General features: G+C 55.6%; 13 protein-coding genes and 1 pseudogene. 3 read left to right on the top strand and 11 right to left on the bottom strand.

The annotated features are described in order from the left end of the window. Positions 1 to 69: 69 nt before the first annotated feature. The 6 genes and pseudogenes from SFUM_RS20570 to SFUM_RS20550 form a co-directional block, all read right to left on the bottom strand. Complete coding sequence (locus tag SFUM_RS20570) at positions 70 to 1,317, bottom strand: tyrosine-type recombinase/integrase (protein ID WP_011700777.1); 1,248 nt, start codon at positions 1,315 to 1,317, stop codon at positions 70 to 72. Between the two features lie 316 nt (positions 1,318 to 1,633). Next, on the bottom strand, positions 1,634 to 1,948 hold the full coding sequence (locus tag SFUM_RS24230) for an ABC transporter substrate-binding protein (RefSeq protein ID WP_492226202.1): 315 nt from the start codon (positions 1,946 to 1,948) through the stop codon (positions 1,634 to 1,636). Positions 1,949 to 2,061: 113 nt separating this feature from the next. Further along, positions 2,062 to 2,763 (bottom strand): annotated as a pseudogene (locus tag SFUM_RS24225) (ABC transporter substrate-binding protein); the annotation flags it as partial. 149 nt (positions 2,764 to 2,912) lie between these two features. Further along, on the bottom strand, positions 2,913 to 4,235 hold the full coding sequence (locus tag SFUM_RS20560) for an anaerobic C4-dicarboxylate transporter (protein ID WP_011700775.1): 1,323 nt from the start codon (positions 4,233 to 4,235) through the stop codon (positions 2,913 to 2,915). Positions 4,236 to 4,607: 372 nt separating this feature from the next. Beyond that, entirely contained in the window at positions 4,608 to 5,303 is a 696-nt protein-coding gene (locus tag SFUM_RS20555) for a response regulator (RefSeq protein ID WP_011700774.1), read from the bottom strand. Next, a complete protein-coding gene (locus SFUM_RS20550; RefSeq protein ID WP_011700773.1) occupies positions 5,303 to 6,964 on the bottom strand; it encodes an ATP-binding protein in 1,662 nt (553 codons plus the stop codon). The genes SFUM_RS20555 and SFUM_RS20550 overlap by 1 nt, the downstream gene beginning before the upstream one ends. Before the next feature lie 416 nt (positions 6,965 to 7,380). On the opposite strand from SFUM_RS20550, the gene SFUM_RS20545 reads away from it, so the two are divergent. Both SFUM_RS20545 and SFUM_RS20540 read left to right on the top strand, forming a co-directional pair. Further along, positions 7,381 to 7,701 (top strand): site-specific integrase, encoded by a 321-nt coding sequence (locus SFUM_RS20545; RefSeq protein ID WP_011700772.1) that lies wholly within the window; start codon positions 7,381 to 7,383, stop codon positions 7,699 to 7,701. A 320-nt stretch (positions 7,702 to 8,021) separates the two neighbouring features. Then, entirely contained in the window at positions 8,022 to 8,573 is a 552-nt protein-coding gene (locus SFUM_RS20540; RefSeq protein ID WP_011700771.1) for a hypothetical protein, read from the top strand. 116 nt (positions 8,574 to 8,689) lie between these two features. Here the strand turns inward: SFUM_RS20540 and SFUM_RS20535 are convergent, their stop codons facing one another. The 5 genes from SFUM_RS20535 to SFUM_RS24055 form a co-directional block, all read right to left on the bottom strand. Further along, positions 8,690 to 10,483 (bottom strand): ABC transporter ATP-binding protein, encoded by a 1,794-nt coding sequence (locus tag SFUM_RS20535; protein WP_011700770.1) that lies wholly within the window; start codon positions 10,481 to 10,483, stop codon positions 8,690 to 8,692. 49 nt (positions 10,484 to 10,532) lie between these two features. After that, entirely contained in the window at positions 10,533 to 10,988 is a 456-nt protein-coding gene (locus tag SFUM_RS22205; protein ID WP_011700769.1) for a S24/S26 family peptidase, read from the bottom strand. Between the two features lie 108 nt (positions 10,989 to 11,096). Then, on the bottom strand, positions 11,097 to 12,158 hold the full coding sequence (locus SFUM_RS20525) for a radical SAM/SPASM domain-containing protein (protein WP_011700768.1): 1,062 nt from the start codon (positions 12,156 to 12,158) through the stop codon (positions 11,097 to 11,099). Further along, positions 12,155 to 12,421 carry a PqqD family protein gene (locus tag SFUM_RS20520; RefSeq protein ID WP_011700767.1) on the bottom strand — a complete coding sequence of 89 codons (267 nt, stop codon included), beginning with the start codon at positions 12,419 to 12,421 and terminating at the stop codon, positions 12,155 to 12,157. Before SFUM_RS20520 ends, SFUM_RS20525 begins: the two co-directional genes overlap by 4 nt. A gap of 94 nt (positions 12,422 to 12,515) precedes the next feature. Beyond that, the gene (locus SFUM_RS24055) at positions 12,516 to 12,644 is read right to left on the bottom strand and encodes a hypothetical protein (protein ID WP_279614596.1); all 129 of its coding nucleotides are present in this window, start codon (positions 12,642 to 12,644) and stop codon (positions 12,516 to 12,518) included. A 341-nt stretch (positions 12,645 to 12,985) separates the two neighbouring features. Here SFUM_RS24055 and SFUM_RS20515 point away from each other — a divergent pair, with 341 nt between their 5' ends. Beyond that, positions 12,986 to 13,393 (top strand): hypothetical protein, encoded by a 408-nt coding sequence (locus tag SFUM_RS20515; protein WP_011700766.1) that lies wholly within the window; start codon positions 12,986 to 12,988, stop codon positions 13,391 to 13,393. The last annotated feature ends 354 nt before the right edge of the window (positions 13,394 to 13,747 follow it).

The raw sequence follows: 13,747 nt of genomic DNA, 5'->3' as shown, positions 1-13,747 counted from the left end.
TGCTCTGGCGATTTTTAAATGGGGAGGCCCACTAGGGCGTGCCCTTTAGTAACCGTATTTCTGAATATACTAGGGCTTCACTCGAATGATGTCAAGGATGCTCTTTTCATCCTGTTTGGCGTCCATGATACCGGTGATGATCTCCCCGGCCAAGTCTGAAGCGTTCCTTAGCGCACTATCCCTTAGATGGGCATAGCGTTGGGTCATTGTCGGGCTTTTGTGGGTCAAGAGCCGTTGAAGGGTGTAGAGGTCAACTTTGCCGCTCGATGCCAGCATGGATGCGTAGGCGTGCCGCAAGCCGTGCAGGGCTCTAAACCCTTTCGGGAGTCCGGCAGCTTCCTTGATTTTGTTCACGGATTTGTGGATATCAATACGTTGATGCCCACCACGCCCAGGAAAAACAAAACCGCTGTTGGTTCTTCGATGGCTTTGAAGGATCTTCCGCGCTTCTTCGTTCACCGGTATAGTTTGGTCGACACCGCCTTTCGGCCCCCGGATATGGATGAAGCCGCGTTCGAAATCAAGGTCCGACCATTTCAACCGGAATAACTCCCCCCGCCTCATTCCGGTGAAAAGAGCCATTTTCATAAGGTTTGCCGCTATGAGGTTTTCATCCTTCTCGATGGCATCCATAAGTTTTGCAAGTTCATCGGGGGTCAAATCCTCTGTTCGAAGATTGTTCACCTTGGGTAATTCGATGGCAAAGCCCGCGCCGGTACAAAGATTCTTTTTCACACCGAAGTTGATAATCCGGCGCAGCAATTCCAGGACATTCTTGACGGTTCCGGGCTTGAGTGGGTCAACGCTCTTCTTCACCGTTCCCGGTTTCGAGTCTCCGGGGGTTTTCTGAACGGCGGGCTTGCGTGCTTTCTTTAGCAGTCCAATTCGCAAGCGGTCGACATCGAGCGCCCCTAGTTCGTGCGGTTGCTTGTCGCCGAAGATGGGTTTTATGTGCTTCTCAAAGCGGTTTTCGTCCGTCACGATCCCTTTCAAGCCGGGTGTGCCGCGTTTGTATTCTTCCCATAGGCGGGTGATCGTCCAGCGGTTCGCTTCGGCTTCTTTTACGGCATGCTCTTGGGCTTCGCGCTCTTCCTTGATTTCCTTCCTGGAAGGACGTTTCCCCTCGATGCGTTCCGCCCGGATACCTGCCGCCCGCGCCGGGGTCATGTCGTCCACGAACTGCCTTCCAACCTTTTCCTCCAGGACTTTGCCGTCTTGCTTGAACAGGATGTAATAGACCTTCTCCGCTCCCTTTCCGCCGATGCGGTCAGCTTCTCGATAAAAGACTCCCGGATAATTCGTTTTGTGGCGTTTCATGGCTTCCCCCTTGGGTTTGCGGGGTTGGAAAATTCCAACCCTATTTCCAACCTTCATGATACATTTTAGTGTAAAAAGGGGTAAAGTCAAGGAAGAAGTCAATTTGCGAAATGGCTTACAGAGCCACGTTTTAGGAAGGTTACGGAAAGTGTGGTAAATATATCCCTTCGTTCTCATAACCCGAAGGTCAGTGGTTCGAATCCACTCCCCGCTACCAGAAAATCAAGGGGTTACGCCGATTCAGACGTAGCCCCTTTTTCGTTGGTGTCCATATTGGTGTCCATCCCGCCATTTACTTCTCCCTGATCGATCCACTTTATTTGCTTTCTGCCTGCTCGGGAGATACAAAAGGTTTGCTGGCAATGATCGCAGGCCAGACCGTCTCCAGCACCCCCTTTTGCCACTGAACCAAATAAGTTGGCAACGAGTTCTGTTGTCCCTTATTTTCGTAGGATATAAACCTTACGGGACCGAAGGCAGTCATCATGTTCGTTTTCACAAGGGCTTCACGAATGCCTCGCGGCGTAAGTTCCTTCGACCTTTTGAGCGCGTCTGCAAGAACGTAGATGGAAGCGTATGCCTCAGCACCATGGTAGTCTGTTTCGGTTCCGTATTTTTTCCGGTAATTGATGGAGTATTCCCTCGCTCCTGGATATGGGACTTGCGGTGTCCACAGAGTCGCCGAAAGACATTTTCCGCAGCACTGCCGGCAAGCTCGTAGAACTCCGGCAAAGTGAAACCGGCACCAGCACCAGCAAATACTTTGGGAGCAAAATTCAGCTCTTTGGATTGTTTCATAAGCAGGGCTGCTTCATGAACATAAGAGATCATATAGACCACATCAGGCTTGGCTGCCTTGGCCTTACCGAGCAATGGCTTGAAATCCACGGTGCCCGGCTCATAGCCTTCCTGCAAGACTATCTTCCACCCCAACTCAGTAGCGTGCTCGGAAAACTCAATGGCGCCCGCGCGACCAAACAGGCCACTGTCATGCAGTATGGCAACGCTTTTGTACTTCAGCTCTCCATGGAGAAACTCAATGAGGGTTTTGGAGTATTCGCTGATGGGCTGGTTGATACGGAACACATAGTCCCAATCCCTCTCGGTGATCATGTCCGCCGCCCCGGTCGTGACCAGGAAAGGTATGCGCAGGCGATTTGCCAAAAATGCCACGGCAAGTGTAACATCAGAAGAGTATCCGCCGGTCAGAGCGACCACTTTATCTTGCACGACCAGTTTTTCAACCGCTGATCGACCTGTTTCGATCCTAGACGCATCATCTGCGAACACGAGCTCAATCGGCCTGCCGTTTACTCCGCCAGCAGCATTGATCTCCTCCAGCCCCATATTAAAAGAGTTCTTTTCAATATTTCCGAATTTCGATAGATTTCCCGTCAGCGGAAGTACCACTCCTACCCTGATGGGAGATTCTTGAGGTCCTGCCATCGTGGCTTCTACCCAGGCTACAAGGGCCACAGCTACTATCAGACTGATGATTATTGTGAGCTTTTTCATTTGTCTCTCCCCTAAGGCATTCAACATCAGGCACTGCCTAATCTAGCTTTCATACACGACCAACCTTTCTTCACCCTGCTCTATACCCTCAGCAAGAACGCGCCAATCAAATAGCCGACCAGCGTGGCCGTTACGACGCCAATCCATCCGGGGATCATAAAACTGTGATTTAGAAGATATTTGCCGATGTGGGTTGTGCCGGTCCGGTCAAAGTAGATTGCCGAAAGATCGGTCGGGTAAAAGCAGAAGAAGAAGTACGCGTAACAAGCCGGTATCATTCCTATAAGGAGATTGATGGGGATGCTGAGTGCAAAACCTATGGGCACCATGATCAGCAGGGTTGCCGCCTGGCTTTTGACAAACGCGGAAACCGCAAACATCGCAACCGCAAAGAGCCATGAGTAATGGCTGACCATCGACTGCATGGTGTCAACCAGTACTTTTTTGTTCGTTTCTATAAAGGTTTCGCTCATCCAGGCTATGCCCATGATCGCAATTACTGCCACCATTCCCGCCCTGAACACCGAAGAGGCGGCAATCTCCGCTGCCTTGACACGCGAGTAGAGCATAATAACAGCACCAGTCGTGAGCATGACGATCTGCACGATGATGGTCATTGAGACCGGTTTATTGTCAATAACGGGTGCCAGCTTAAACATTGCGACAAGAACTATCGCAATAACCCCCGCAAAAAAGAGCAAAACAGAAAGCTTTGCCTTCAGTGATATGCTTTCATCCAGGAGGGTTGCCCCCTCCTCCAACTGAGCGCGGAAGTCCGGATCTTTCATCCGCTCCTGGAACTCGGGATCCTTGTCCAGGTCTTTGCCACGTCTAAGGCTCCAGAGCGCAGCCACAAAGATGCCTATAGCCGTTGCCGGGATGGTGACGGAGAGAATGTTCACCAGGGTGATGTTATGCCCGACTTTGAGGGCCATAGCCAGAAAACTGGTTACCGCCGCTGCGATCGGACTTGCCGTGATGCCCATTTGCGAGGCAATGGAAGAGACCGCCATGGGGCGTTCAGGGCGGATTCCGGTCTTATAGGCAACGTCCGCAATAATTGGCTGCAACATATAGACGGCATGGCCGGTTCCGACCGCCATGGTCAGAAAGTAAGTGCAAAAAGGAGCGAGAAAAACGATGTTATTAGGATGTTTGCGCAGCAGCTTTTCCGCCAGTTGCACCATGTAGGTCAGACCGCCGGCTGCATGGAGGGTGGAAGAGGCCGCCACCACGGCCAGGATGATGAGCATAACATCAATTGGAGGAGAGCCCGGCTTCATTCCGAAGGCAAAGGTGAAGACGGTCACGCCGGTACCTCCGATGAGGCCGAGTCCAATTCCACCAACGCGAATACCGATGTAGATTGCTAGCAAAAGAACAGCAAATTCTACCCAGAACATAGTTTGTCTCCTCTCCTTTCGCCTGTGCGTTCAGATTTCCCGAATTCTTTGAGGTTGCCTCCTGCCGTCACCTTTGGATCTCGATCAATCTTTCATTACATTAACAAGCCTATCAGCAACTTCATTGCTTGTAAATATTTGGAATATTTAGTTTATTTATTTCTTAAAGATGATTTTGTTCATTTTGCTCACGATGCGCGGAATAGGTCCGGGGCGCCCTGGGGCGCCGCCCGGGAGGTGAATGGTTCGAAATAAGCGGTGGAATCAAAAAGGAGTGGAGAAAAGAAGGTGAGGGAGGTCTCAGGATTCAGGTAAAGACTGAGTGGATCGCAAAATCCCGCTGGGATTTTGCGGCCGGAGTTCCGGATAAGCTCAGGTGACTCGGAAATAACGCCTTTCGGGGCGGCCAACTACACCATAGAGGAGGTCCGCAGCCAGGAAGCTCTCACTTACCAGGTATTCGAGGTACCTGCGGGCTGTGGAGCGGCTGAGGCCTATTTGCTCTGCCACTTCCTCGGCGCTGAAGTCTTTGTCGGAAGATGATTCAAATACCTGCCTGATTTTACGCAGCGTGAGCCGGTCAATGCCCTTGGGCATTTCCGGGTCTTCGAATCGTCTGCCTATTTCGGGGTGAAACAGCCGGTCGATGTCTTTCTGGTCTAGGGACCCTCCTGCCCTCATGCTGCGGAAGTAGTCCCGGTATCTTTCCATCGATGCTTGGAAGCGAGTCAGGACGACAGGCTTAACATTATAATCAAAAACACCGCCGCGAATTGCTTCCTTTAGCGAGTTCATCTCGCGGGCGGCAGTGATAAGAATCACGTCGGCCGGGACTGCCCGTGCTCTCAGTTTCCGGAGCAAATCCAACCCGTTTCCTTCGGGGAAAAACAGGTCAAGCAGCACCAGGTCGGGGGCAAGAACCTCGGCCATATCCTCCGCGTCGGCTATCGTGTTCGCTATCCCTACGACCTCGAACCCGTCGATTTTCTCGGTGAAACGGCGGTGTAACTCGGAAATGCGCAAATCGTCCTCAACGATCAATACCCGGATGGGCTCTTTTGTTGCCATCAAACCGTTCCCTTTTGCCCGGACAGCATGTTCTTGTCGTACAGTCCGGCGCAATTTTTCGGGATAGTGACCGTAAAAAGCGCCCCGCCCAGTTCACCCGTGGAGAAAGTAACCGAGCCTCCGAGCGCCGCAACAGCTTTTTGAACGAGATAGAGCCCCATTCCGCGTCCCTGACCGATGCTTGTGGTAACTCCCTTTTCAAACAATCTGTCCGCAATTTCAGGGGGGACTCCCGGGCCGGAATCTTCAACCTCGATAATCAAATCCAAGCCCAGGTCGGTAAAGAAGAGCCGGACCTCACAATCTTGCCCGTACGAGCGCACCGCCTCGAAGGCGTTGTCCAGCAGGTTGCCGATTATCGTGACCAGGCTTCCCCGCTCGATCTCGGCCGGCAGATCGGAAAAGGAACTGTCAGGCTCAAGTTTGAGTTCTACCTTGAGTTCGCGCGCCCGGTTGAATTTCCCAAGAATCAGGCCGGCAATGACGGGATCGGGGACCGCTTCAGCCAGTGTCTTTACGAGGTCTTGATACCCGCTCGACTCGGTAAGAATGAGATCAAGCGCCTCATGGTGCGCTCCGATCTGGATCAGCCCCGCAATTGTGTGCAGCTTGTTCGAGTACTCATGTGTCTGTGCACGCAGCAACTCAGAGTATTCCTGCATGTGCAGGAGCTTTCGCGCAAGATTGTCGATTTCGTCTTTGGGGCGAAAGGTCGCGACCGCTCCGGACCCATTACCGGATACTTCGAAGGGGAGCACGTTGACCACCATCGTGCGTTCTGCGACAGAAATCTCCTGGTCCAGTATTTTTTCTTTTTGCAGGAGCGCATTCTCCATTTCACCGCATGGGCAGAGATCGGTCAGAAGACACCCTGCCAGTTCCTCATCGGGGGACTGTCCCAGATAGCGCCGTGCGGCCTGATTTACAAATCTGAGGCGCCCTGCCCTGTCAACGGCCACAACCCCTTCGCGAATGGCCTCAATTATCGCATTTCGTTCCTCGAACAATGTGGCGATCTCGTGCGGTTCAAGCCCGAAGATGGCGGATTTGAATTTCTTGGCAATGACCGCAGCGCCGAAAACTCCAAAAAACAGGACGACCGCCGCATATCCCAGAATTTTCCGCTGTTGGACGCCGACTTGTTTCTCTATTTCCGTATCCAGGTACCCTACAGCCACGAAGCCGATTACCTCCCCCTGATCTCCGAGTACCGGGACAAAGGCACGCGTCGAAGGTCCCAACGTCCCCACAGCCTGTGAGACATAGGCGCTTCCCATCTCCACGACGGGATGAAAATCGCCCCCCGCAAAGGTCTTCCCGATATTTTCCGGATTGGGATGGCTGTATCGGGTCCCCTGGCGATCACAGACGACGACATATTCCGCTGCAGTGGCCTGGCGAATTTTCTCCGCGAGTTCCTGAACAGCCGCGGAATTTTTGGTTTGAAGACCTTCGCGCATTACCGGGTTGCGGGCTACCGATTGTGCCAGGACGAGTGCTTTCTGACCTATTTCGCTCAGCAAAATACGGCGGATTGAATCGGTTGAAAGCAGTCCGATAAAAACGACCAGGAGACAGAGAAGTGCGATGACCAAAAGGGTCAGCTTGAGCTGCAAGCCAATACGAATCAGGCCGGATAGTTTCGGATACCCGGAAATCAACCGATTCCTCCCCGATGGCAGACCCATGGTGAGTTTAGAAACCAGCAAGCCCGCAAATGAGAACGCATTTGTGCTAAGGCTGCATAGTACCAGTTTTAAGCTTGGGTGGCAATTCTGTGCCACGGGACATTCTGTGCCACGGGGCATGTGCTGTGGTGCATCGGATTGCTGTAGAAAAGGGGGCAACCGTAAGTCAAACTATATCTCCTCATTGTACGTAACAAAACAGATGATTGATCCCAGAACGATCTGTGGCGTTATATGCCTGTTATTGTTGGTGAAAAACAGAAAGAAGGCAGAAAATAGCCCCTGAACTTTTTTCAGAAGAGATAAAACCGCGTCAATGCCAACCCGCCCCTTCGAAATTCGGTTTCACATTTGTCAGGGGGCGAGTCCAAAATCTTGCCAGACAGACTTTGGAGAAGCTTTCGGCCAAGCTTCGAGAACGAGGCCTGCCTGGAACTGAGTTTGCCGAAAACTGCCTTTCCCATCTGTATCACCGCAACCGGCGCCCCAACACGCTCGAGCTCAATTACACGTCCATCAGGCTCTTCCTGGAGTTTCTGAAAAAGGAGAGGCTGACTCACCTTGAGGGGGTGAGCGGAAAGCATCTCGAGGCCTTTGTCGAGCACGAACAGGACCGGGGAATGAAGCCCATTTCCATTAATGGGCGGCTTGACTCGGTGAAGGCATTCCTCCGGCATCTCATCGAAATGGAAATTTATGGGTTTGGATGAGAATCTAAGCCCTTTTTCTTTTTTTTGCGCTGACCGGAATCTTCCCGCGCCGTTTCGAGTGACACATTTCTGACAATGAGCATGCACTTGGAACCACACCAATAGTCTCTATTTGTATGACCGTTTGATGGAATCACGTGCCGGGCAAGACAGTCACCTGATATTTCCGCTGAACATGGTCTTTTGAGATTGACAGGATTCGATATCATTGAGATCTTCCTGGGTTGTACCCCGGAAGCGAGTCGGGACCGTGCAGATTTTCCCACGAGGATTGGTACTTTCATTGAAACAACCCAATTCGTTAAAGGTCATTTCGAAATATGACGCCATACGATGATGAGAAAGTATATGGCGCAAGGCCAACCGGTGTAATACTCATCCTCCTGGGAATCTTGACGATCGGAATCGGGACCGGCGTAACCGTTATCGCCAGCGATACTCTGCTTGCATTCCTTCTGATGGGCCTGCCCACATTGTTCCTGGCTTTGATTGAGCTGCTCACGGGCTTTGCGACTTTTGCCGCTCGCATTGAAATGAGTCGAAATGACCTGACCATCGCCGCACCGGCGTGGCGTGCCTGTCCCTTGCCGCCCGTGCGACGGTTTCGCCTCCGGTGGGACGAAATTCGTGCAGTCAGGCATCGTGCGGAAGTCTACCACCTGCTGCCTGGAGAAGGCCTGCCCTTCCCCGTCGATGTATACGCCGTCGATACCGAAAAAGGAACAATCGTGCTGGGAGGCAAATCCCTTCGGGGTCTCGCCGAAGCCATGAGGGAGATCGCCCTGCGGTCGGGCCGCGGCATGCGGGAAGAAGAACCCGTTCGGGCAGGGATCTTTCGCAGTCTCGTCAAAGGCCCGCCGGCATGGCCTTGAGCGGTGATAGCGCACTTCGTCTGAAGATACCCCGGCCCGACACATTTTCACATTTCGCTGTGCGCCCCAGATTCTGGAGATTTGTGAAAAGTGTAGGTTTGACCCCGTAGTCCCGCCTACTTCTGCCGCTCCAGCAGGCTTCGAAAGCGGCCCCCCTCTTTGTGCGCGAGCGATTCCCACGTACCCGCCTCGGCCACCCGCCCGCCATCCAGCACCACGATACTGTCCGCTCTTCGGATCGTGGAAAGGCGGTGGGCGATAATCACCATGGTCAATTCCCCGTGAAGCCCCTCGATGGCCTCCTGGATGCGCTGCTCGTTTTCCGTGTCCAGGGAACTCGTTGCTTCATCCAGAAGAAGCAACGTCGGCTTTCGCAGCAGCGCCCGGGCAAGGGCGATCCTCTGCCGCTCCCCCCCGGAGAGCCGGATTCCCCGATCGCCGAGCACGGTATCCAGGCCGTCGGGCAGAGCCGACACGAAGTCCTCGGCGGCGGCAAGCCGGATCGCCGTCCAGATCTCCTCTTCCGTGGCGTCCCGTTTGGCCCACAAGAGGTTGCCGCGAACCGTGTCGTGAAAAAGAAAAGTCTCCTGAGGAACATAACCGATGGAACTGCGCCAGTTGTGCACCCATTCGCCCTCGAGCGGCCTGTCGTCGATGAGAATCGTGCCCTCGGTCGGGTTGAGAAGCCCCAGGATGAGATCGGCGAGAGTGGTTTTACCGCTCCCGGAAGGACCGACTATCGCCATCGTTTCGTGCGCCCGGATCACAAGATCGACTTTGCGCAGGGAAAGACTTTCCATGCCGCCGTCATAAGAAAAGGACACCCGGCTGAATCGGACGGAGCTTTCGAGCCGCAGGGGCCGAACCACCGAGGGAGCAGGCGATTCAGCCGCAGCCTCGAAACGGCTCAGCATGATGCTCGCCTCCCGGAAGGCAGGCAGGGAATTGCTGATATGCTGCATGAAATGCTGTATGCCGGATACCTTCGGCGAGAGCCGCGCAAACACGAAGACCACGAGCAGGAGGCTGGTCGCCGGGATCGTAACGAATTTTGCCGCCAGGTAAAAGAAGGAGCTCAAAGCCACTATGGCCCCTATCTGGTGATACATCCTGGTGGCGGCGTCCACCTGGAAGAAACGGGTGGCCTTTGCCGCGAGTTGGCTCGTGATGGCGGAGAAGCTCCCGGCGTGCTCGCGTTCGAGGTTGTAGCTCTTGGCGATTTTCATGCCCCCGAGGTGCTCGGTCGCCAGCCAGTACATGTCCTCCACCTTTTTCTGCAATTCTTCGCTCAAACGGTGAGCCTGCTTGTTGAGAGGCTGCAGAATCAGGAAGATGATCGAGACGCATGCCAGCGTGAACATCGTCATGATCCACGAAACGGTCATGGCCACGCAGATGTATATGACGGTAAGAACGATCGCCGCAATGAGCTCGAGCAGTCGTTGGGTGGCCAGCCCCGCCCGGATCAAGTCGTTGGTCACGACGCGAATCACGTCGGCCCCGCTCGTCTGCGTGAAGCACAGCCAGCCCACTCGCGCAAATGCCGCGTACAGACGGTCCTGCATGTACTGCGTGTAACCCATGATCAGCCGGGCATTCAGGCTTTCCTGGTACCGGCCGATCATGGCATGCACGCTCAGAATGACCACGTAGACGGACAAGACTGCCGGCAACGTGAGAGGCAGCCCGCTCGTATCGAAAAGCTCCCTCACTAGAAGGGAAATTCCGTCGGTCTTCTCCGCTCCCCCAAAACCGATCAGATGCAGGAAGGGTATCAGCATGATCAGGCCGACGCCTTCACTGAGACCGAGCAGAACCATTATAAGGAGGGATATCCAGGCCTTTGCGCCGGCATACCGGAGGAAGGACAGAAGGTAGGATTTTGCAGTTGCACTGCCTGACGGTTGCATGCCGATCCCCGTGCCGGGAACAGGGCCGCCGGGCAAACGCCCCGGCAGTCTATTTGCGCTTTCTTTGGAATTGACGCGTCAGCTGGAACAGCCAAAGATTGAGGGGGGCACAGCGATTCCACGCAAAGCCCGCTCGGCGCCATATGCCGTGATCGAGCCTGTGTACGCGTCCCTTCTGGAAAACCAGGACGGCCCTGCCCAGAATGTCTCTTCGCGTAAACGGCCCTTCACAATTTTTCTGCGCATCGCCGCGCAGGAAATACATTTCTCCTTCAATCCGGACGATGCGGTGCACGACGTAGCGCTCCCCTTGGGGCATGAGAGCGCGCTGCGCCAGGACCACGTCTCCCGCCACCGGCGGAGAGCGGATGGGTTCGATTTCCACCACATCCCCGCCGCGGATGAAGGGGAACATGCTGCTGCCCATGGCGGTCATGCGCACGCGCTGATTGCTTTCAAGAGCGGCCAGGACCAGCGGCATGAATTCACGAGCGGGGATGATCATGTGCCGGGCCCCACGCAATGGTGCGCCTTCGATTCGAGCCGACCACGAAATGCAGCCCCGATCCTCTCGAAAAGCCGTCGGCGACAGCCGGCGAATACGCCGGGCGGGCTATTCATAGCGACTCTTTCTCGCGCGGGCGATTTCGCACAGGTACGGCACGGCCTCGGTCAGCGTGCCCGTCTCCGACATCGACCATGCCGGGCATCGCCCACAGTAGGAAAAGGCGTCACAGGCACTGCACTCCGATCCGGCCGGAGGCGCGGAATCAACGAATTCCTGCACCTGTTTCCACGCCTCGGGAAAACCGATCTCCAACGGCCGGGCGGCCGGGTGGGGCAGAAGCAGGCATGCGTTCATTTCTCCCGCCGCATTGACCGCGAACGCGGCTTTTCCCGCCTGGCAATAGAAATTGTCGTGCCTGCCGGCGGCCGTTTCCCTGAGCGCCGCCTCCGTCCATTCGTCCGCCGTGGCGCTGTCCGTGGCCTCGAGCTCGATGCATTCCTCGGCGGACAGGCGGCAGTCTTCCACATCCGAGTTAGACCCGTCCGGACGTCGGGTGAGCAGCCAGGACGCGGAGAACGGCACGCCCCAGCCGTGCGCCATGCCGCGCATGGCCTCCAGTTCCCACACGTTCTGCCTCGTGACGGTGGTTTTTAGCCCGAAAGTGATGCCCTGAGACAGGAGGGCTTCCAGGCCGGCCCTGCAGGCGGCAAAACTGCCCGGCCTGCCGGTGACCGCCTCGCAGGTCGCCGCGGTCGCTCCGTAAAGGGTGATCTCGACGCGGCTCGGGGGTGCCTGGGCCAGGCGCGACGCGATGTCCTTCGTAATCAGCGTGCCGTTGGTAAAGAGGGCAAGGGACAGGCCCATACGTGTAAGTGGCTCATATATCTCAAAAAAGTCGCGACGCAAAAAGACTTCCCCGCCTGTGAGAAGCAGGAAGACCATGCCGTGATCCACCGCCTGGCGGGCCAACTCCAACCACCCCGAAGCCGGAAGCTCCCTTGCGGCCTCCGCCATGTCTCCCGCGGATTTGCGCACGTAGCACATCCGGCAGGACAAATTACAGCGCCCGGTCAGCTCGAAGGCCCCGTGGGCGGGTTGGCGGTGTACGGCGGCCCGCCTGAGCATCTCGCTGACCAGCGCCCCGTATTGTGTAGGTGTCTGGGTCATGTCTTCAGCAACCCCAACCGCCCGAGCTCGTTCAGGAAAGCCTGGACATCGCCACGGGCACTGTCCTCGTCGATGTCGAACTCCTTCACGACCTCCGTCACCAGATACTCGAGGGAACGGTCCTGCGCGAGGAGCTCCCATACGATACGCCCCGTTGCATTGAGGGTTATCAGGGCGTTCATATCCAGCACCTTCGCACCGAGCGGCACCAGAATGTCCTGGCCCCCTACATTTCGCAACGAGAAGTCTTCACTTCTTTTCATGTCCGAGTCCTCTGCAGTACACCAAAACGCCCGCGACAAATCCCTTTGCGCAGGCGTTCCCTCGGGCTGACTTGATGACTACCGGCGGTGGGACTCACTCGGTGAGCCCACAAACTTTGATCGTGCTGAAATTGCAGCCCAGCACCCGCTCCTCCAGCTGGACCTGGACGACGGTCGCCTTGGGCGGCTCATAGGACTTCTTCCGGGATCCTTGATCTTTCATGGCTGTCCACCTCCTTTATGGTGCATTACGGCATGTATGGCAGAAGGGATACACGTGCGGCAATTATATGAAATCATATTCTCTTTTGTCTGTCAAGTTAAATTTGAATGTGCTTGACAGTGTCCACAGCGGGTGATAACTTGATTCCGAGTGGCCTTACCGATTTGATATCACAAGATATTTCAGCCATCAAACAGACGGCCCCTATCGCCTGAAACATGCTCTGGACCGTGACGTTGCCCGGTGGAACCGCGCGCGCCGGTCCGGCCGGCAGTCACGTCCTTCGGCATTCGCCTCGGTGGAACGCCTGAATCAGACCCGCTCATTCGAGGAGAAACTCTATGAAAAGAGCCCCTTGGATTGTCCTGTCGGCGCTCCTTTGCCTGCTGGCGGCTTCCTCCCTCGCCTCCGCGCAGGACTCGACAACGCCGAATCTCGTCGGCGTTTGGCGCGCCCAGGTCCCGACCCCCTGGGGACCGGCAACGGGCGAGACCGCCCTGATGCCCGACGGCCGCTTCACCAAGACATTCAGGGCCGGCCAGGTCTTCACCTGGGACACCGGCGTGTACACGGTCGGTTCCGGATACATACACTTCGATATCACTGACCACGAGCCCAAATGGTACAACGGTGTGCGCATGCACTGGGTCAAGAGCGAGACGGTGTTCTTTCAAATGGTCGGCCCGGACCAGATGCTCTGCGAAGACCGCATAACGGGCAGCCGCTGGCAGGCTTACCGCGTCCGATGATACGGATGAGGACCGGGCGGGCGATCCGGGCGGCCGGGCCGCCTCCGCACTTGTCTCTCAATGGCGGCAGCGGGTTCACGGGTCGCTCGGGGAACTCTTGTCAAACAAAATCCCGACGGCGTTCCCTCGGCATTGCTCTGGACGAGGGCCGGCGCGGCCCGAAGCCCTTCGATTTCCGGATGGCCAACCGCCCACGGCGCTTCCCGGCATTCCTCGGTCAATCACCCGTCTGACTTGGGAACTCTCATGTACCCTGCGTTCATCCCTCGGAGAAATGCAACTTTTCAGGATCGAACTTGTCAAAATATACCGAGGGTATCGCCGGCAGGCGCTCAAGCAATGCGCAGCGCGTGT

Source organism: Syntrophobacter fumaroxidans MPOB, assembly GCF_000014965.1.
Classification (GTDB): domain Bacteria; phylum Desulfobacterota; class Syntrophobacteria; order Syntrophobacterales; family Syntrophobacteraceae; genus Syntrophobacter; species Syntrophobacter fumaroxidans.
Note: the sequence above shows the minus strand (reverse complement) of the source record. Positions and strands in the feature narration are given on the sequence as shown.

Excerpts from the sequence above, each read along its gene's own strand:
- SFUM_RS22205 (WP_011700769.1), bottom strand. The coding sequence starts at position 10,988 with ATGATCATCCCCGCTCGTGAATTCATGCCGCTGGTCCTGGCCGCTCTT.
- SFUM_RS20535 (WP_011700770.1), bottom strand. The coding sequence starts at position 10,483 with ATGCAACCGTCAGGCAGTGCAACTGCAAAATCCTACCTTCTGTCCTTC.
- SFUM_RS24055 (WP_279614596.1), bottom strand. The coding sequence starts at position 12,644 with ATGAAAGATCAAGGATCCCGGAAGAAGTCCTATGAGCCGCCCAAGGCG.
- SFUM_RS20540 (WP_011700771.1), top strand. The coding sequence starts at position 8,022 with ATGACGCCATACGATGATGAGAAAGTATATGGCGCAAGGCCAACCGGT.
- SFUM_RS20555 (WP_011700774.1), bottom strand. The coding sequence starts at position 5,303 with ATGGCAACAAAAGAGCCCATCCGGGTATTGATCGTTGAGGACGATTTG.
- SFUM_RS20525 (WP_011700768.1), bottom strand. The coding sequence starts at position 12,158 with ATGACCCAGACACCTACACAATACGGGGCGCTGGTCAGCGAGATGCTC.
- SFUM_RS20520 (WP_011700767.1), bottom strand. The coding sequence starts at position 12,421 with ATGAAAAGAAGTGAAGACTTCTCGTTGCGAAATGTAGGGGGCCAGGAC.
- SFUM_RS20560 (WP_011700775.1), bottom strand. The coding sequence starts at position 4,235 with ATGTTCTGGGTAGAATTTGCTGTTCTTTTGCTAGCAATCTACATCGGT.
- SFUM_RS20515 (WP_011700766.1), top strand. The coding sequence starts at position 12,986 with ATGAAAAGAGCCCCTTGGATTGTCCTGTCGGCGCTCCTTTGCCTGCTG.
- SFUM_RS20570 (WP_011700777.1), bottom strand. The coding sequence starts at position 1,317 with ATGAAACGCCACAAAACGAATTATCCGGGAGTCTTTTATCGAGAAGCT.